The following is an 18,777-nucleotide window of genomic DNA, read 5'->3' on the forward strand; positions in this document are numbered from 1 at the left end:
CATTCGTCCCTCATTCCTCGCAATGACGGTTCAATTTATATTATTTACTTGGTGGTGTCGTTGGCCTCACTTCAATTTTACTTGGTAAAGTTCTCGGATTCATTTTTAACAAATCGACAACCAATTCTCCGATATCTTCAATCTGAATTTTCCATGCGCCTTTATCGCTTGGTTCGTTACCATTAAAATGTGTAGAAACCGAACCTGGCATAATAGTACTAACCTTTACTCCATACTTACGTAAATCTAACATTACAGCTTGGGTAAAACCAGTAACACCAAACTTACTAGCATTATAGGCTGAACCTCCTGCAAAGAAATTTGTACCAGCTAAACTCGAAATCGTGATATAGTACCCTTTAGAATTTTTTAATGCATCAACACTAGCCTTAATAGAGTTAAAAACACCTGTAAGATTAGTATCTATAACATCATTCCACTGTTCTGAACTTAGATCTTCAATACTACCAAAATGACCAAGACCTGCATTTGCAACAACAACATCTAGTTGCCCAAAAGTGCTTAGTGCTTGTTTAACAGCTTCTTTTTGACTTTCGAGTCGTCTTACATCGGCTTGAACTCCAATAACAGAACCTGTTGTATTTGTTTTTCTGGCTAAAGATTCTGCAGCTTCGTTGGCTGTCTTTTCATCACGACTTGTAACGACCACTTTTAATCCTTGATTGAGAAGTGCTTCGGCTACACCATATCCTATACCTTTTGTACCTCCTGTAATCAGTGCTACTTTTCCTTTTAATCTTTCCATAATCTTATTTTTCTATTGAAATCAAAATTACAAAACGAGGAAACAAAGCGGAAGTTTAAACTGTTATGAAAAAGATAAAATTATGGAATCCTTTTAGTAATCATAGCCAACTGTCCCATATGATTTGCCTGATGTTCCATAACATGAAACCATGCCCAATGATTACTCATATTTCCAATTTTCTTCTTAAACCATTCGTCATCTTTAGTTTTCAGAAGTTCTTTAGTCTTTTTACGAACGTTGTCATAAATATCCATGTAGTATTGAATAGGTTTATCCTTGAATTCCTTGCGTGCTTTGTCACCAAGGCTTAAGGCAGTTTCCCATTTTTTCTTTTCTTCAGCATTAAATCCTCTACCTTCAAATGTGTAAACTTGATAATAGACTTCTGTCGCTGCTAAGTGATAAATTATAGCTCCAGGACTATTAGCATTTTCGTCTAATAGAAAGTCCGTTCCTTCTTGATCTAAATTTCTAACATTACGTTCTACGCGTTGTTTTAAATTATCGAGCATAGAAATCATGTTTCCTATGTCTTTAGTAAAGCCTTTTGGTGGTTTTATCTCGTTCTGAGCAAATGCAAATGAGGTCGATAAAAAGGCTACTAACAGTAAAGTTTTAATTTGATTTTTCATTGATTGAATATTTTAGTTTTCTAAATATAAAAACCAAATCATTCAAATACTATGTGATTAACAGGAGATTAACTATCAGGTTTTGTCATTCCGCACTTGATACGGAATCCATTATACAATATAGATTCCTTCAGTAGTCTATCTTGAGGGTAGTCGAAAGGCAGGAATGACAGTACTACTTTTTAGGTGGATAGCCCTCAAATATTTTTTCAACCAGGTTAGCTAAGGTAGCTTCGCGTTTTTCAACTGAAGCGTTTGCTTTGTAAGTACTCTCACTTACGGCTTGCCAAAACAATTTTTCATTTTGAGATTTGTCTACAAAGTCTATAACTATTTCTCTAGTATATTGATTTCCACCTAGTGGTATACCAACAGAGACACCACCAAAGCCTCCGCCACCTCCACCTCCAGCACCTACTCCAATATTAGGATTGTTTCGGTTCATCAGTTCGCTACTTTGAATATCAATGTAAAAATCTGGATTATCGGTTCGTTTGAGACCCATCGTTAACAATTTAGCATCAATAGTGCGTATTATGCGAATACTGTCAAACTTGCTTAAACCTGTTAGCATATCATCAAAATAGTTATAGCTTTTATATTGCGTAAAATCTGTTGATTTTTCGTAATCGTAATTAACTATTGTTCCGCAGGAGGTGAACAAAATTACAATACCTAAGTATTTGAGGAATTTCATGACTTTTTATTTTAAAGGTACGAAATCTAGGAAAGATATTAATTTAAGATTCTGTTAATCATTCAACATCTTCCAAAGTTTATCTTTTAGCTCAGTTAGTCCTTGTTGTGCAACGGAAGAAATAAACATGTACTCAGATTTTAAATCTTTGTCTAAAATAGAAGATATTTCAGATTTTAATTCGTCATCGAGCATATCGGATTTTGAAATTACCACAAAACGTTCCTTATCTAACATTTCTGGATTATAGCGTCTTAATTCGTCTAACAAAATTTCATATTGCTCAACAATATCTTTGGCATCAGCCGGAATTAAAAACAGAAGAATAGAGTTTCGCTCTATGTGTCTTAAAAAGTAGTATCCCAAACCTTTGCCTTCGGCTGCACCTTCAATTATACCAGGAATATCTGCCATGACGAAAGATTTGTAATCACGATATTCTACAATACCCAAATTAGGCTTCAGTGTGGTAAATTCATAATCTGCAATCTTAGGTTTTGCTGATGTTAGGACGGAAAGAAGTGTTGATTTTCCTGCATTTGGAAAACCTACTAAACCTACATCTGCTAAGATTTTTAACTCTAAGGTAATATGTCGTTCTTCTAAAGGAATACCTGGTTGGGCATAGCGTGGAGTTTGATTTACCGAACTTTTAAAATGCCAGTTACCTCGACCTCCCATTCCGCCTTCTGCAACTATCTTTTCTTCTCCATCTTCTGTGATTTCAAATAAAACAGCGTTGGTTTCTGTATCTCTCACAACTGTTCCCAATGGTACTTCTAAATAAGCATCTTCTCCATCCGCACCTGTACTTCGACCAGAGCTTCCATGTGCACCATGACCAGCTCTAATGTGACGCTTAAATTTTAAATGAATTAATGTCCAAAGGTTAGAATTTCCACGAAGAATAACATGACCTCCACGACCACCATCTCCACCATCTGGTCCACCTTTTTGTATATATTTTTCGCGATGTAAATGAGAAGATCCTTTCCCTCCATTTCCAGAGGATACATGCATTTTTACGTAATCAACAAAATTTCCTTCAGTCATCTAATTTGTTTAACTGTTTATTTGTTTAAGCGTTTAATTGAGATTTTCGCAATGAATTAATCTTATTTGAAACTTTTAATATATCAACTCTAAGGTTAGAATGCTCTTTTTCATCTATAAACCTCAAACGTTTACATATTTCAACCTGACAAAGCAGTTCCATTGCAGAACTAAAAGCAATCGTAGAAAAATGAGCTTTGTCTTTCTTTGTTATTCTAGAAGTTCCTTCAGCCAAATTTGAAGAAATTGAAACCGAACACCTTTTCATCTGACTTGATAATCCAAACTTCTCATCAGAAGGAAATTTCTTGACAGTCTTATATATCAATTCCACTAAATCAATTGAATCTTGCCAAACGTTTAATTTTTCAAATGAATGTTGATACATAACTACTTAATTCACAATTAAACAATTCAACAGTTAAACAATTAACCGTTTATAGCTTATCAATAACAGTACTCAAACGCACTGTAATATCCTCAATACTGCCGACGCCATCAACACCAAAGTATTTCTTTTGAGCGGTGTAGTAGTCTTTTAGAATGGCCGTTTTATCGTAGTATTCTTTTATTCTATTTCTAATAATGCTTTCATCTGCATCATCTGCTCTTCCGCTAGTCTTTCCCCTTTCAAGTAAACGTTTTACCAATACTTCATCATCAACTTCTAAAGCAACCATAGCATTAATCTGAGAATCTTTGCTATCCATTAATTCATCTAGTGCTTTAGCTTGTGCATTTGTTCTTGGGAAACCGTCAAAAATAAAGCCATTAGCACCTGCATTTTTTTCAACTTCTTTGTTTAACATGTCTATAGTAACTTGGTCAGGCACCAATTCGCCTTTATCCATGTATGACTTAGCCAACATTCCTAGAGCCGTTTCATTTTTAATATTGTATCTAAACACATCTCCTGTTGAGATATGTACTAAATCATATTTTTCTTTTAAAAAGTTAGCTTGCGTTCCTTTACCTGCACCTGGAGGTCCAAATAGCACTAAATTAGTCATGTGTTGTGTTGTTTTTAATTGATATACATCTGGTAAATCTCTTCCTAGCCCATCATAATCTAAGCCATAGCCTACAATGAATTTGTCAGGAATTTCTATACCAACATAGTGTAGTTTAAAATCTTTGTCATAAGCTTCAGGTTTGTAAAACAAGGTAGCAATAATGAGCTCTTTAACGTTCTCATTCTTAAAAATACGGTGTACTTCCTCTAGTGTTTTTCCTGAATCTATAATGTCTTCTAAAATAACAACTGTACGTCCCGTCAAATCTTGAGTTAATCCAATTAAACGTTGAATATCGTCAGTTGATTTTACACCTTCGTAAGAGGCAAGCTTAATGAACGTGACTTCACAAGGTTTAGGATATTTCTTTACAAAATCACTAACGAACATAAATGAGCCATTTAAAATACCTATAAACACTGGCATCTCGTCACCTAAGTCAGCAGCAATATTATCTACCATCTTTTGCACAGCAGCGTCAATTTCTTGTTCTGAAATGAAGGGTTTAAAGTATAAATCGTGAAGCTTAATCAAAGTCTCATTATTTTAGAAATGCAAAGATAATCAATTGATTGACGATTGACGATTTTTTGATTTACGAATTTAAAAGTATATACCATATTTAGTGTATTTTTGTGATAATTAAAGTTGAATCTTTTAACAGATTACCTCTTTTGAGGGAAATGAATATGAACTATTTTTCTTCAAATTTCAAACTTGGCATACTTGGCGGAGGCCAACTGGGCAAAATGATGTTATATGACACGCGCAAATTTGACATTTACACTTGCGTTATGGATCCGAGTGCAGATGCTCCATCTAGACTTGCATGCGATGAATTTACCACTGGCGATTTATTAGATTATGATACGGTTGTAAACTTCGGAAAGAACGTTGATGTCTTAACTATTGAGATTGAAAACGTCAATGTCGATGCTCTTGAAACGCTCGAAGGTGAAGGTATCAAAGTATTCCCGTCATCTAAAACACTCCGTACGATACAAAATAAGGCGGTACAAAAGCTATTTTATCGCGATCATAATATACCAACAGCAGATTTCTCGCGATTTGCCCATCCTTCAGAGATTCAAGATGCTGTTGAACATGGAGGATTGAGTTATCCATTTGTATGGAAAAGTGCTCGATTCGGTTATGACGGAAATGGAGTACAAATTGTAAAACGCTATACAGACACTATTGATTTACCAAATGTTGAATGTATTGCAGAAAACTTAATTCCATTTAAAAACGAATTAGCTGTTATTGTTGCCAGAAATGAAAAAGGCGATTTAAAAACGTATCCTGTGGTTGAGATGGAATTTCATCCTGAAGCAAACCAAGTCGAATATGTAATTTGTCCTGCGAGAATTCCTGACGCAATTGCCAAAAAAGCAGAATTGGTTGCGCTTAAAACTGCAGCTGCCTTTAAACATGTTGGTTTGTTAGCTGTTGAAATGTTTCAGACTGAAGATGATGAAATTTTAGTCAATGAAGTAGCGCCAAGACCACATAATTCTGGTCATTACAGTATTGAAGGAAGTTACACATCGCAATTTGAACAGCACTTAAGATGTATACTAGGATTGCCACTAGGTAATACTGAAAGTAAAGTTGCTGGAGTTATGGTGAATTTAGTTGGATCTGAGGATTATACAGGTAATGTTCTATATAAGAATATTGAGAAAATTATGGCAATGGATGGTGTGACTCCACATATTTATGGAAAAAAACAAACCAGACCATTCCGAAAAATGGGCCACGTGACCATAGTAAATAAAGATATTGCAGTAGCTCGCGAAGTTGCTGAGAAAGTAAAACGTACAATTGAAGTTATAAGTGAATAAATTATGAGCAAAGTAGGCGTAATAATGGGAAGTAAGAGCGATTTGCCAGTAATGCAAGACGCTATTGATATTCTAAGAGGATTTGATATAGAAATTGAAGTTGATATTGTTTCTGCACATAGAACTCCTGAAAAACTATTCGATTATAGTAAAAATGCTCATAAAAGAAATATAAAAGTTATCATTGCTGGTGCTGGTGGAGCTGCCCATTTACCAGGAATGGTTGCCTCTTTGTCACCTCTTCCGGTTATTGGAGTACCAGTAAAGAGTAGTAATTCTATAGACGGTTGGGATTCTGTTTTATCTATTTTACAAATGCCAGGCGGAGTTCCTGTAGCGACCGTAGCCTTAAATGGAGCTAAAAATGCAGGCATTTTAGCAGCTCAAATTTTAGGTTGCTCAGACCAATGCATATTAGATAAAATAATGGTTTATAAGGAAGGACTTAAGGCCAAAGTTATTGATTCTGCTAAGGGTTTGAAGTAAATTATAATACTAATGAGAATTCTTTTACTAACATTATTTCTAGTTGTATTCTCATGCAAAAATGACACACAACATTTCTTTCCTATTGAATCCTATCAAAATGAGATTTCAAATTTAAAAACAGATGAACAGATTTCTAGTTATTGGAAAAAGCTCTATGATTTAGACCAGGTAACTTACCTAAAAGAAACTAAAACCCAAAAAGAAGGAGATTCAATATCAGTAGCAAACATGATAAGAGTTGCCTTAATAATTGAAACTCATGGCAAGGAAAGTTATAAGCCAAATATTAATGCTCCTTGGGTGGTTCATGCTCATAATTATATTAGTAAAACTAGCTTAGCTTATTGGCCTATTATTAACCAATTAATATCAACAAACAAAGGCAAAAACTCGATTAATCAAAATTACCCAAGCTATTATTTAGAAGGCATTTCATTGACTTTTTATGACTATTCACTTTTTAATCAAAATAATATTCATGAAATATTGGTTAACAAATTAAATGGTATAAAGTATTCGAAAGTTAGCACTAGTCTACAAAATGCATATTCGCAACATAGAAGTTTTATGAAGCTAAATACTAAGGAAGTAATTGGCACTTGGCAGAGACAAAATTTTAAAAATAATATAGATAAGTCTTTAGGTAATTTTCAAATTTTAACTATGTCTGACAATAGAACCTATATCAAAAGAGATAATAGACTACAATTATTAAAAACTGAAGATGAAACATTAAAATTAGTTAAATACAAAATAGACCAAGAACCGTTTAATTGGCATTATGAATTAACTAATACAGGTGAATTAAGCTTAAAAAATGATAAAGGAGAAATCCTTATAGAATATAAAAAATATTAGCATGACAATACTAAATAAACCCTTCAACACGGCATACAATACAGCTCCATTTTCTAAAATAAAGACTGAAGATTTTCTATCAGCTTTTAAAACAGGAATTGAAAAAGCCAAAGCAGAAATTAATGCCATTGTAAAGAACTCTGAAGCTCCAACTTTTAAAAATACTATTGAAGCCTTAGATTATTCTGGTGAAGAATTAGATCGTATTTCTAGTATTTTCTTCAATTTAAATTCAGCTGAGACCAATGACGAGATTCAGAAAATAGCTCAAGAGGTTTCGCCATTGTTGTCTGAATTTAGTAACGATATCACATTAAATGAGGATTTATTTAAACGTGTAAAAGCGATTTATGATTCAAAATCTGGTTTAGACTTAACAACAGAGCAAGAAACACTTCTCGACAAGAAGTACAAAAGTTTTTCAAGAAATGGTGCTAATTTATCTGATGATAAAAAAGAAAAATTAAGAGCCATTGATAAAGAATTGAGTCAACTTAAATTAAAATTTGGTGAACATGTTTTGGCAGAAACCAACAAGTTTGAAATGCATATTTCTGATGAGTCTGATTTATCAGGTTTACCAGATGGTGCCAAAGAAGCAGCTAAGCAATTAGCCGAAAGCAAAGGCAAAGACGGTTGGCTAATTACCTTAGATTATCCAAGTTACATTCCCTTTATGACTTATGCTGATAACAGAAAGCTAAGAGAAAAACTATCTAAAGCTTTTGGAAGAAAGGGGTTTCAAGATGATGACTTAGACAACCAGAATATTGTTCTAAAGATTGCCAATTTAAGATTTGAGCGCGCTCAACTATTAGGTTATAAAACCCATGCGCATTTTGTATTAGAAGAACGCATGGCGGAAACACCGGAAAAGGTCAATACATTTTTAAACGAATTATTAGAAAAAGCAAAGCCTGCGGCTGACAAAGAATTTAAAAAATTAGAAAGTTTTGCAAAAGAACTTGATAGTATTGATGAAATACAAAAATGGGATTCAGGCTATTATTCCGAAAAGTTAAAGCAAAAGTTATTTGACTTAGATGATGAACAATTGAAGCCGTATTTCAAATTAGAAAATGTCATCAATGGAGCGTTTACGGTTGCAGAAAAATTATTTGGTTTACAGTTTGAAGAAATAGATACTATAGACAAATATCACGAGGATGTTTTAACCTATAAAGTTACTGATAGTGAAGGTGAATTAGTTTCTATATTTTATGCTGACTTTTTCCCAAGAGCGGGAAAACGAAATGGAGCTTGGATGACATCTTACAAACCGCAAATGATTAAAAACAGAGTTAATGAAAGACCTCATGTTTCAATAGTTTGTAATTTTACAAAGCCTACCAAAAGTAAACCTTCGTTGTTAACCTTTAATGAAGTCACTACTTTGTTTCATGAATTTGGACACGCCTTACATGGTATGTTAGCGAACACAACATATCCAAGTCTCTCTGGTACAAGTGTTTATTGGGATTTCGTAGAATTACCAAGTCAGATTTTAGAAAACTGGTGTTACGAGGAAGAATCTTTAAAATTATTTGCTACACATTACGAAACGGACGAAGTCATTCCGATGGAACTCATCGACAAAATAAAAGCATCATCAACATTTCATGAAGGTATGCAGACCTTACGTCAAATTAGCTTCGGATTATTAGATATGAGTTGGCACGGTGTTGATCCTTCAAATATTAAAGATGTAAAGGCTCATGAAGTTGCAGCATTTGGAGACACTAGTCTATATCCTGAAGTAGCTGAAAATTGTATGAGCACATCTTTTGCACATATATTTCAAGGTGGTTATTCTTCTGGTTATTACAGCTATAAATGGGCCGAAGTTTTAGATGCCGATGCTTTTGAATACTTTAAAGAAGAGGGAATTTTTAATAAAACGGTTGCAGAAAAGTTTAAAGCCTATGTACTATCTCAAGGTGGTACCGAAAACCCAATGACCTTATATAAAAAGTTTAGAGGACAAGAACCAAAACCTGAGGCTTTGTTACGACGCGCTGGATTGATAAAATAGATTAATAAAAGGGAATTAAAAACTAATTCTCTTTTCATTTAAAATAAACTTTCAATAATTATTGAAAGTTTAAAAATTATTGTATATTTGCTGTATGGAATACCAAGAAGCAAAAGATAAATTTATTAGCACGTGGGGAAGTTTAGGTACACTTTGGGGTATAAATAAAGCTATGGCACAAATACAAGCATTACTTTTTGTTTCTACCAAACCGTTGTCTATGGAAGACATTATGGAAGATCTTAAAATCTCTCGCGGTAATACTAGTATGAATTTAAGACAACTTATAGATTGGGGAATTGTTACTAAAATATTGATTTCTGGTGAGCGCAAAGAGTTTTTTACGACAGAGAAAGATGTACAAGAATTGGCTAGAATTATTGCAAAAGAACGAAGCAGAAGAGAGATAAAACCAGTAATTAAAGTATTAGAAGACGTTTCTTCCATTAAAGATGATGGTACTGAGAAAACAAAAGAACTGATAAAACAAACTAAAGCTTTAAAAGATATAACTGACGATTTAGACACATTAATGAACAAGCTCGTGAACCAAAAACAAAATTGGTTAACAAAGTCAGTTTTAAAACTAATGAAGTAAGCATATATTTTTTAAATTAAACTTTCAATATTTCCTGAAAGTTTTAAAACAATAAAAATCATGAAGACTCTACAAAACCAAACCCTACTCTACGACAAAGACTGTCCTTTATGTAACGTTTACACAAGCGGTTTTATAAAAGCCAAAATGTTAGATAAAAATGGACGGAAGCCTTACTGTGATTTAAGCAGAGTTGAAGAAGATTTTGTAGATCTTAAAAGAGCATCAAACGAAATTGCACTTATTGACACCGAAAATAATACTGTTATTTATGGAATAGATAGCTTACTAAAGGTGATAGGCAACTCAATACCTTGGGTAGAAAGAATCGGCAATCTCAATCCTATTAACTTTGGACTTAAAAAACTGTACTCATTTATATCCTACAACAGAAAAGTTATTATTCCAAGTAAGGAAGACAATAGTCAAACTTTACAGTGTGTGCCCGATTTTAGTTACAAATACAGAACTATTTATATTCTGTTTGCTACATTAATAACGAGTGTTGTGCTTTTCAAGTTCAGTAAAACAATTAGTGTAATTCCAGAATCAAATTTTTTAAGAGAATGCCTCATAGCTTTAGGTCAGATTGGATTTCAAACCGTATTTATATCAAAACTAAAGACTGAAAAACAACTGAACTATATGGGAAATTTGATGACCGTTTCTCTTATCGGAAGTTTAATAATAATTCCTGTTTTGTTTATCAATTCAATAGTGAATTTACCAGAAATAGTCCTAATTACTTTGTTTGGTTTAACAGTAAGTTTCATGCTTTACGAACACATAAGACGCGTTAAGCTCTTAGAATTACCATCATTATTATCAATAACATGGGTACTCTATCGTGCACTCGTTTTATTAATCATTCTATACATTTAATATTATGAAAACCATAACTATAGCAGGTGGAACAGGTTTTTTGGGTAAAGTCTTAGAAACCTATTTTCTAGAAAAAGGAAACAGGGTATACATCTTAACCCGAAAACCAACTAAATACAATCATATTTATTGGAATGCAAAAGATTTAAATGACTGGACAAAGATCTTAGAACAAACTGATGTTATCATAAATCTTACCGGTAAATCGGTAGATTGTAGATATACCGAAACAAATAAAAAACTGATTTATGATTCTCGTATCAATTCTACACACGCGCTAGGCCTTGCAATAAATCTTTGCTGTAATCACCCAAAAGTTTGGTTAAATATGTCTACATCTACAATCTATGAAGACTCTTATTATAAGGAAATGACCGAAACTAATGGTGATATTGGTGATGATTTCTCTATGAATATTGCAAAGTCATGGGAAGCTGCTTTTAATAGTATCATTACACCAAAAACTAGAAAAATCATTTTAAGAACATCTATAGTTTTGGGTAAAAATGGTGGTGCGCTATTACCACTGAAAAAACTTACACAATTTGGTCTAGGTGGAAAACAAGGACATGGCAAGCAAAAAGTCAGTTGGATTCACGAAACTGATTTTGCCAGAGCGATTGATTTTTTAATTGAACAAAACTTAGAAGGAACATTTAACATTGCATCATTAAAGCCCATCACAAACAAGATATTAATGAAAACCTTGAGAAAAGTAATGAAAATTCCTATTGGATTATCGCACCCGAAATGGTTATTGAAATTGGGAGCTCAACTAATTGGAACAGAATCAGAGTTGGTTTTAAAAAGTAGAAATGTAATTCCAGAAAACCTCAAAGCTTCTGGTTTTAAATTTAAATACAGAAAAATAGAAGAGGCTCTAATCGCTCTTTTGTAATCATAATTTATTTCTCGAAATTTTATGCTACTTTTATTCTGAAATGAAAATAGAACACAATCCAATAGAATCTTTAAAATTGTCAATAGAAGTATTAAAAACAAAAATGACTTTTCGGATTATAATGAGATACTTAATTGTTCTTAATTTGGCTTTGGTATTTTTTTCGTGTTCTGATGACGATAGAACTGCAACTATTGTCACCTCTTGTGAGGATGGAGTACAAAATGGTAACGAAACAGGTATTGATTGCGGTGGTAGTTGTTATGACAGTTGTGTTCCAGAAAATGCGTTGGAAGGTACCTTAGTAACTCGACGTATTTTAGTTTCTAATGTTGATTATAAATTGACTGGTCCTTATATTATTAGAGATGGAGGTGCACTAGAGATTTTCCCAGGTACAAAAATCAAGGCTTTAACCGACAGCAATGCATATATAGCAGTGGCTCAAGGTGGGCAAATTTTTATTTGGGGAAACGCGGACAATCCGGTTGTAATTACATCAGATAGTGAAAATCCTGAAGCAGGTGATTGGGGAGGATTAATAATATGTGGTCAAGCTCCAACAAACAACGCTATAAACTCACGATCAGAACTAGGTGATATTTTTTATGGTGGTACAGATAACGAGACCAGCTCTGGTGTTATCAGGCATTTAAGGCTTGAATATACTGGAGCACTTTTTAGAGATGAAAAACGATTTAATGCCTTAACATTTTATGGTGTCGGTTCTTTTACCACGGTTCAAAATATACAAGCCTATGAAAGTTTAGGTAATGGATTTGAAATTTTTGGTGGACGAATTGATGCTACAAATCTAGTTTCATTAAACACGAGTCTATCCGGTATTAAGGTATCAGGTGGATGGAATGGCACAGGCAATTCATGGTATTTATCCAATCAAAATAAGTCTGGTATAGAACTAGGAAATAATAAATCAGATTTTAGTGCTGAACCTACAACATCAGCAATAATAGATGATATTACTATCAATGGTCCTTTATCTAACAGTGCAATACATTATACTTATGGTGGTGGTCTCTTTAATCTAACTAACGTATATACATCGCAAATTCAATTTGGTATAAACGTTAATAGTATTACTGAATCTGAAATGATAGATGCTGGTAATTTATTCATCAATACCATAGAATTTGATAATCCATTAACAAATTTTAATAGCTCTAATTACAATGGAACTACAAATTTTTATACGGAAGGCTCAACAAATGGTGCAGGAAATAGGAACTTACCACCAATATGGACAGAAAATTGGACAATAGGTTTTTAATCGACTTTAAATTCTTTGAGAATAGAAACTGGCTTACCATTTGAGGTAAATCCCTCTAGCTTTACTTCATAAATCCCTTTTATATCAGAAGTAAAAAAGCTTATAGTTTTGTTATCCTCTGAAATATTAAAAATAGGAATCCATAATAATTGTTGTCTAAAATCTGGTAATCTAGACCGTCTATCTTCATTTGTATAAGTTTGCTTGTAATATGTTTTTCTGACTTCAGGTTTATTAATTTGTATGCTAGGTATATTGCCATTATTTAAAAACTCATTAGTAGTTAAGCCACCTATCGTCTCAATATTAATAATACCTTGAAACACTTCTAAATCTATCACAAACTGATCCCTATAGATTTTAATAGTTTTAATAGTAGTGGCATTGAAATCCATCATCTTACTATGATCATCTACAATTACACCATCTAAGAGCAACATGGGTTCTATGCTTGTATTTGTACCAAAATTAAAGCCCTGTATTTCAAAAACATCTTGTCTTTTATTATCTTTTCTAATAGATGTATTTTTAATTATTTCTTGGACTGTTTCCTTCAAAGTTGGAAATCGGTTATAGTCATCTAAGCTATAAGACTCATAAATTCGTCCTTTAAATAAATTATCATGAGTTAAAATTGAGAGTGAATCTGACCTAAATTCAAAATAAGCATTCTCAACCTGGTTATATATACTCTGCTCTATAATGAAGTCTTTCCATTCTGGATTTAATTGAAACTCTTCAAATTTAAATTCAGAAATATCGAGCTCAGGTTTTGGTTCTAATACCATATCATAATCTTGTGAATTTTCTTCAAGCACCTGAAAATAAGCATTGTTGGTACTATAATTTTCATCCACATTAAAATAGAAATTACCTGCAGTATCTGTATGTGCTATGTTGAGTATATTAAAATCATGTTCAATTGAAATAGCAACCTTTAAGTTGTCTTGTGTATCTTCAATTTTATGCTTTATGTTCCCTTTAAATAATTCACCTCTAAACTCTGGCAAGAACACATTAGAATCTAATTTTGAAAAGCTGATTTTTTGTGGCTTTAGTTGATGATAGTAATCTAATGCGTTAGAAAGCCTTGAAGAAGGTATATCAATTTTACGCTTTACACTTACAGAGTAACTTCCTGAAATATTATTTAATGAATCTTGTAATTCTGCTATAACTTTTTGCCTTTTTCCATAACTTTTTTTGTTCAATTTTAAAACAATCGACTGACTGTACTTATTCACTATCGGCAAGTCATTTAGAGAAACAGTATTATCAGCTTCTACAATTGATCTATAAGGATTAATAATGGTTAAATTAGCAATACCAAAATTATTGAAATCGACATTTTTCATCCAATTGGTATATGCCACTAACTTATAATGACCTGTATTAAGTGTTACAGGTAAGAAGAAATCGGCATATCCTCTGCCGCTATCTAATTTAATTTTATGTTTAAAGATGCGATCACCATTACTCGCAATGAGTTCAACATAGGCAATTTTGCTTAGTTGACTCATATTCTTTGTAGTAGAATCAAAACAAAACAATGAGTAATAAAGATATTCTCCTGAGAATAAAAGTCCACCATTAATATCTATATAAATGGATTCCATTGGTGCAGAAACATCATTAATAGCATCACTATTTTGAGTATAATCTTGCTGACTAAAAGAGATTTTAGTTAAAAGGAATAGGATAATAATATAAACGTAATTTAATTTCATTAACTATTTTATTCAACCCAAAAATCGGGTACAATATTGCTTCCTAGTGTTGTACAGTCACCACATTGTGGTATAACCATAATATAAGGGCCTTCACCAGGTTGTGGATTAGTATTATAATCGTAGAAACGCATACTTTCCTCTCTTATAATATTCACTAAATCACGCTCTCCAAAATTACCTGCTGTTGATGGTTTTTGAAGCACGCAACTTATAACATAAGGAGGTAATTCTTCTCCTGGAAAAAAATCTTCGTAACTAAAAAACAATCTTTGTTCTGCTACTGTAGATACTTCAAAATAGCCAGCAACGTTTTCATCAGGATCTGTTAATGAAACAATATTTCCTGCAAGAAATCCTGGCTGATCTTCAGAAAAAACAGTAGTAGATGATTGTGATAATCCTTTCAAAGTATCATAATATGCAAAGGTTTCTGGTGTTAAAACATATTGCTTAACTAATATACTATACCTGTGAGAAAGCATATAATTATCTCTATTTACAAACCTAACGCTATAGTCATCTAATCTATCCTCAACCAATGCTTGCGTACTTGCAACATTTATAGTTGATGAATTATTTGTACCATAACAAATTTGCTCCTCTTGTTCTCTAAGTATTACAGGAATCTCAAAAGTTTCAAAACCCTCAATTACAAATACTGCATCAAAAGGACTCCAAAAAGGTGCTATAATTTTAAAGGTTTCAATAAAATCGTGTCTGAAAAATTTAGAAGACCCAGAGGAATCATAACTATCAATATTGATTGTTATGCCTTCTTCGCCATTATCGTTAATAATTCTTTCAGCAAACACATCATCAATAGTTGTACTGGCGACAGGCAGTTCCATAGGAGTAGAACGATATGTTCTACCGGAAGACGTTGTAATATTTAAAGTGTAGTTGTTTTGTAGCTCTGCAGCGAACGGTTCTATAGACTCATAAACGCCTTGCTGAGTTTCTTCAAAATTGTATTGATTACCGTTACTTGTAGTTATTGAAACTTCAGCATCTGTCTCAAATGGTGGCTCTTCCTCTTCAAATCTGTATGATCTTGTAAGTGTTACTTCTTGTCTTTTGAGTTCGTTAGTAATTATAGCATTAACTACTAAAACATCTTCAAAACTACCAAAATCACCTTCATATGGCTCCACACAAGAAAAGTTAAAAACTAAAACGGATAACGCTATAACAAAACGCGGTTGCTTTTTGCTGATTGATATTAGATAATTATAATACTTTCTCATGGTATTAAAAACTAATGTTATAGGTTAAAGAAGGTACAGGTATATTAAATATAGAGCTTTGCAAAGCCTGTATCTCACCATCATTATTTATAAAAAATACAGAATAAGGATTATTTCTCCCTAAAACGTTATATACTGACAAACTCCAAAAGCTATGCGCCAATTTATTTTTTTTATGATTGCCTTCAAAATTTAATCCTAAATCCAATCTATAATAATCAGGAATTCTAAATTGATTTCTATCACTATACAATACAAACTCTCCTCCGTTAAATTGATAGTTTCCGGTTGGGAACGTCACTGGTCTTCCTGTTTGATATAAAAAGTTACTCGATAGACTTATACGTTGTGATAATTTATAGTTTAACACCAAAGTAAAATCATGTGGTTTATCAAAGTTAGATGGAAAATAATTAGCATCGTTAACCTGTTCTTCAGCAAATTGACTGTCTAATTTAAAAAATGATCTAGAGTATGTATAACCTATCCATCCTCTTAAATCTCCAAGATTTTTTTTGAATAAAAACTCAACACCATAAGCCTTACCTTCTCCTTGTAATATTTCTGTTTCTACAGCTTCATTTAACTGAATATCCGCACCAGTTTTAAAATCTAAAATATTATGTTGCTTTTTATAAAAGCCTTCTAAACTTAACTCATAAGCATTTACATTAAGATTTTTATATAAGCCTAAAGCCAATTGTGTTGCTTGCTGAGGCTTAATAAAATTATCTGATAATTTCCAAATATCAATAGGTGAAACAGTCGTATTATTAGACAAGGTATGTATATATTGAAATGTATTGTTGAGGCTAGCTTTTACAGAAAAATCGTCTGATAAAAAATATCTGGCAGCCAACCTAAATTCAGGGCCAACATAAGTTTTTATAACTTCATTTTTGCTATAGCTTACCGTATCGATTACAGAACTTTCTGATCTCGGTGTTCCATCAGAATACACACGCTTATTGGCCTCACCTAAAGATGAAAAGAAAGAAAATCTAAACCCTAAATCTAATAGAAAACGCTCATTGATCTTGTAGCTATCTGAAACAAAAAATGCGCCTTCAATTCCTCGTTCTTTAGGAATATTAACAGGCGTAATAAGATTACCTTCTCCTTGAGGCTCAACTTTACCTGGTAATATGCCATAAAGTTTACTAGTGAGGCCATAGGTAATATTATGAGTATCGCTAAGCGAATAATCTAATTTTAATTTTAAAGCTGTTTCATCAATCTGAAAACTTTGTATAAAATCGTCACTCATAGTATCCTCATAATCAATATTAAATCTATACTGACTATTGGCCAAAGTTACAGTAGCATTATGTCTATCATTTATCTGATGTTGCCATTTTAAAGAAGCTAATCTATTGCTATAACCGAACAACGAATCTGAAGTAATACTAAACGTATCTCTGCTGTAATAACCTAGTGCTTGGACACTATTCTTTTCATTGATTTTATGATTATACTTAGCAATAAAATCGTAAAATGATGCTTCGCTATTATTTAGGTCTGCCTCGTTTAGTGATCTTAAAACCCAATCGGAGTACGTTCCTCTTGCGCCAATTATAAGACCCGATTTCTCTTTCACGATAGGAGTATTTACAACAACATTACCTGTGACAGGGCCCACCGAAACATCTACTCCAAATTTAGTATAGTCAGCATTTTTAGTTTTTATATCAAAAACGGAAGATATTCTTCCTCCAAATTCTGCAGGAATACTCCCCTTGTAAATATCAATGTCACTTACCACTAATGGATTCAAAGCCGGAAAAATACCAAAGAAATGTGATGGGTTGTACAATACGGCATTCTCTAATAGTATTAGGTTTTGATCCGTTTTCCCACCTCTTACATTAAAACCTGCTGCTCCCTCTCCTGCTGATGTTACGCCAGGCTGAAGTGTTGCTACTTTTAGTACATCACGCTCTCCAAGAACCAAAGGAATATTCTTTGACTCTTCAGAATTTATTCTTGTATTACCTGTACTTGCATCCTCAATATTTTTAATTCCTTGAGAGTTTAAAACTACCTCACTTAATTCCTCTGCCTTACTTTTTACATTAAAATTCAATTTACCATCATCATAAATTATGACACGCGTTTGCATACGCTCATAACCTAATCCATTGATTTCAATAATATGTATTCCCGGTGTAAGTTTTAGCTCGTAGTAACCATTATTCTGAGTAACAGCTCCTACGTTTTTTAATTTAGAAACAATTGCTAGATTCGATATTGTTTTATCCGTATCAGCATCATAAACATAACCAGATAAATCATACCTGTTTTTCAAATTCCCTCTTTGTTCTTTTCCTACCCTTACGGTATTAATTATAAGATTACTTTGATCATTTTTATTGATCAGAACAGGTGTATTATTTTGTAAGGTATCGATTCGTTGTTCTTCTATATCTGTACTTTGAGTAGGGAAATAATTTGATGGTAGCTGATCGTAAATTATAGTGTTACGAGTCAGAATAATTTGATTATCAGTAGTTATATAAAAATTTAAAGACGTATCCTTTAAAAGATCTTTAATTATAATAGCCAAAGACTCATTAGTGTAAGCCTTATTTACAATCACTTCGTTAAGCCAATCTTCCGCATAGTAAAACTTATAATTTGTCTGCACCTCTAATTTTGAAAAGGCATCTTTTAATGTAATCTCATTAAACTCTATAGAAATATCCTTTGTGTTTTCTTGGCTAAAAGCCAAGTTTATCATGTTGTAAAAA

At 32.8% G+C, this 18,777-nt stretch carries 17 protein-coding genes; 8 read left to right on the forward strand and 9 right to left on the reverse strand.

From position 1 onward, the window contains the following. Window positions 1-40: 40 nt before the first annotated feature. The 6 genes from SJY34_RS07925 to SJY34_RS07950 all read right to left on the reverse strand — a co-directional run bounded on the left by SJY34_RS07925 (window position 41) and on the right by SJY34_RS07950 (window position 4,698). Window positions 41-766, reverse strand: a complete 726-nt coding sequence (locus tag SJY34_RS07925; RefSeq protein ID WP_400081004.1) for an SDR family oxidoreductase — start codon at window positions 764-766, stop codon at window positions 41-43. Between the two features lie 80 nt (window positions 767-846). Continuing rightward, a complete protein-coding gene (locus SJY34_RS07930; RefSeq protein ID WP_400081007.1) occupies window positions 847-1,401 on the reverse strand; it encodes a DUF664 domain-containing protein in 555 nt (184 codons plus the stop codon). A 175-nt stretch (window positions 1,402-1,576) separates the two neighbouring features. Continuing rightward, complete coding sequence (locus SJY34_RS07935) at window positions 1,577-2,098, reverse strand: DUF4136 domain-containing protein (RefSeq protein WP_400081010.1); 522 nt, start codon at window positions 2,096-2,098, stop codon at window positions 1,577-1,579. Between the two features lie 54 nt (window positions 2,099-2,152). Beyond that, window positions 2,153-3,151 (reverse strand): GTPase ObgE, encoded by a 999-nt coding sequence (obgE, locus tag SJY34_RS07940; protein ID WP_400081013.1) that lies wholly within the window; start codon window positions 3,149-3,151, stop codon window positions 2,153-2,155. Between the two features lie 25 nt (window positions 3,152-3,176). Continuing rightward, entirely contained in the window at window positions 3,177-3,539 is a 363-nt protein-coding gene (locus SJY34_RS07945) for a four helix bundle protein (RefSeq protein WP_400081016.1), read from the reverse strand. A 49-nt stretch (window positions 3,540-3,588) separates the two neighbouring features. Next, window positions 3,589-4,698, reverse strand: a complete 1,110-nt coding sequence (locus tag SJY34_RS07950; protein WP_400081018.1) for an adenylate kinase — start codon at window positions 4,696-4,698, stop codon at window positions 3,589-3,591. 155 nt (window positions 4,699-4,853) lie between these two features. Between SJY34_RS07950 and SJY34_RS07955 the strand changes: the two genes are divergently transcribed. The 8 genes from SJY34_RS07955 (at window position 4,854) to SJY34_RS07990 (ending at window position 13,056) form a co-directional block, all read left to right on the forward strand. Then, window positions 4,854-6,008, forward strand: coding sequence for a 5-(carboxyamino)imidazole ribonucleotide synthase (locus SJY34_RS07955; protein WP_400081021.1), 1,155 nt, complete (start codon window positions 4,854-4,856; stop codon window positions 6,006-6,008). A 3-nt stretch (window positions 6,009-6,011) separates the two neighbouring features. Next, window positions 6,012-6,494 (forward strand): 5-(carboxyamino)imidazole ribonucleotide mutase, encoded by a 483-nt coding sequence (gene purE, locus SJY34_RS07960; protein ID WP_400081024.1) that lies wholly within the window; start codon window positions 6,012-6,014, stop codon window positions 6,492-6,494. Window positions 6,495-6,506: 12 nt separating this feature from the next. After that, the gene (locus SJY34_RS07965; protein ID WP_400081027.1) at window positions 6,507-7,355 is read left to right on the forward strand and encodes a hypothetical protein; all 849 of its coding nucleotides are present in this window, start codon (window positions 6,507-6,509) and stop codon (window positions 7,353-7,355) included. A gap of 1 nt (window position 7,356) precedes the next feature. Then, window positions 7,357-9,387, forward strand: a complete 2,031-nt coding sequence (locus SJY34_RS07970) for a M3 family metallopeptidase (RefSeq protein ID WP_400081030.1) — start codon at window positions 7,357-7,359, stop codon at window positions 9,385-9,387. Window positions 9,388-9,481: 94 nt separating this feature from the next. After that, complete coding sequence (locus SJY34_RS07975) at window positions 9,482-9,985, forward strand: GbsR/MarR family transcriptional regulator (RefSeq protein ID WP_400081032.1); 504 nt, start codon at window positions 9,482-9,484, stop codon at window positions 9,983-9,985. A gap of 60 nt (window positions 9,986-10,045) precedes the next feature. Beyond that, on the forward strand, window positions 10,046-10,867 hold the full coding sequence (locus tag SJY34_RS07980) for a hypothetical protein (protein ID WP_400081035.1): 822 nt from the start codon (window positions 10,046-10,048) through the stop codon (window positions 10,865-10,867). A gap of 4 nt (window positions 10,868-10,871) precedes the next feature. Beyond that, window positions 10,872-11,765, forward strand: a complete 894-nt coding sequence (locus SJY34_RS07985) for a TIGR01777 family oxidoreductase (RefSeq protein WP_400081038.1) — start codon at window positions 10,872-10,874, stop codon at window positions 11,763-11,765. 124 nt (window positions 11,766-11,889) lie between these two features. Further along, on the forward strand, window positions 11,890-13,056 hold the full coding sequence (locus SJY34_RS07990) for a hypothetical protein (RefSeq protein ID WP_400081040.1): 1,167 nt from the start codon (window positions 11,890-11,892) through the stop codon (window positions 13,054-13,056). Here the strand turns inward: SJY34_RS07990 and SJY34_RS07995 are convergent. Genes SJY34_RS07995 through SJY34_RS08005 form a run of 3 tightly spaced genes read right to left on the reverse strand, consistent with a single transcriptional unit; the run spans window position 13,053 to window position 18,767 of the window. Further along, window positions 13,053-14,783 (reverse strand): hypothetical protein, encoded by a 1,731-nt coding sequence (locus SJY34_RS07995; protein ID WP_400081043.1) that lies wholly within the window; start codon window positions 14,781-14,783, stop codon window positions 13,053-13,055. The two genes, SJY34_RS07990 and SJY34_RS07995, sit on opposite strands and share 4 nt — an antisense overlap. Before the next feature lie 8 nt (window positions 14,784-14,791). Next, window positions 14,792-16,030, reverse strand: a complete 1,239-nt coding sequence (locus SJY34_RS08000) for a DUF4249 domain-containing protein (protein ID WP_400081046.1) — start codon at window positions 16,028-16,030, stop codon at window positions 14,792-14,794. A 4-nt stretch (window positions 16,031-16,034) separates the two neighbouring features. Further along, a complete protein-coding gene (locus SJY34_RS08005; RefSeq protein WP_400081049.1) occupies window positions 16,035-18,767 on the reverse strand; it encodes a carboxypeptidase-like regulatory domain-containing protein in 2,733 nt (910 codons plus the stop codon). Window positions 18,768-18,777 lie beyond the last annotated feature (10 nt).

It is taken from the genome of Winogradskyella sp. R77965, assembly GCF_044594915.1.
Classification (GTDB): domain Bacteria; phylum Bacteroidota; class Bacteroidia; order Flavobacteriales; family Flavobacteriaceae; genus Winogradskyella.

Excerpts from the sequence above, each read along its gene's own strand:
- SJY34_RS07975 (WP_400081032.1), top strand. The coding sequence starts at position 9,482 with ATGGAATACCAAGAAGCAAAAGATAAATTTATTAGCACGTGGGGAAGT.
- SJY34_RS07965 (WP_400081027.1), top strand. The coding sequence starts at position 6,507 with ATGAGAATTCTTTTACTAACATTATTTCTAGTTGTATTCTCATGCAAA.
- SJY34_RS07990 (WP_400081040.1), top strand. The coding sequence starts at position 11,890 with ATGAGATACTTAATTGTTCTTAATTTGGCTTTGGTATTTTTTTCGTGT.
- SJY34_RS07985 (WP_400081038.1), top strand. The coding sequence starts at position 10,872 with ATGAAAACCATAACTATAGCAGGTGGAACAGGTTTTTTGGGTAAAGTC.
- obgE (WP_400081013.1), bottom strand. The coding sequence starts at position 3,151 with ATGACTGAAGGAAATTTTGTTGATTACGTAAAAATGCATGTATCCTCT.
- SJY34_RS07935 (WP_400081010.1), bottom strand. The coding sequence starts at position 2,098 with ATGAAATTCCTCAAATACTTAGGTATTGTAATTTTGTTCACCTCCTGC.
- SJY34_RS08000 (WP_400081046.1), bottom strand. The coding sequence starts at position 16,030 with ATGAGAAAGTATTATAATTATCTAATATCAATCAGCAAAAAGCAACCG.
- SJY34_RS07970 (WP_400081030.1), top strand. The coding sequence starts at position 7,357 with ATGACAATACTAAATAAACCCTTCAACACGGCATACAATACAGCTCCA.
- SJY34_RS08005 (WP_400081049.1), bottom strand. The coding sequence starts at position 18,767 with ATGATAAACTTGGCTTTTAGCCAAGAAAACACAAAGGATATTTCTATA.
- SJY34_RS07925 (WP_400081004.1), bottom strand. The coding sequence starts at position 766 with ATGGAAAGATTAAAAGGAAAAGTAGCACTGATTACAGGAGGTACAAAA.
- SJY34_RS07955 (WP_400081021.1), top strand. The coding sequence starts at position 4,854 with ATGAACTATTTTTCTTCAAATTTCAAACTTGGCATACTTGGCGGAGGC.
- purE (WP_400081024.1), top strand. The coding sequence starts at position 6,012 with ATGAGCAAAGTAGGCGTAATAATGGGAAGTAAGAGCGATTTGCCAGTA.
- SJY34_RS07980 (WP_400081035.1), top strand. The coding sequence starts at position 10,046 with ATGAAGACTCTACAAAACCAAACCCTACTCTACGACAAAGACTGTCCT.
- SJY34_RS07995 (WP_400081043.1), bottom strand. The coding sequence starts at position 14,783 with ATGAAATTAAATTACGTTTATATTATTATCCTATTCCTTTTAACTAAA.
- SJY34_RS07930 (WP_400081007.1), bottom strand. The coding sequence starts at position 1,401 with ATGAAAAATCAAATTAAAACTTTACTGTTAGTAGCCTTTTTATCGACC.
- SJY34_RS07945 (WP_400081016.1), bottom strand. The coding sequence starts at position 3,539 with ATGTATCAACATTCATTTGAAAAATTAAACGTTTGGCAAGATTCAATT.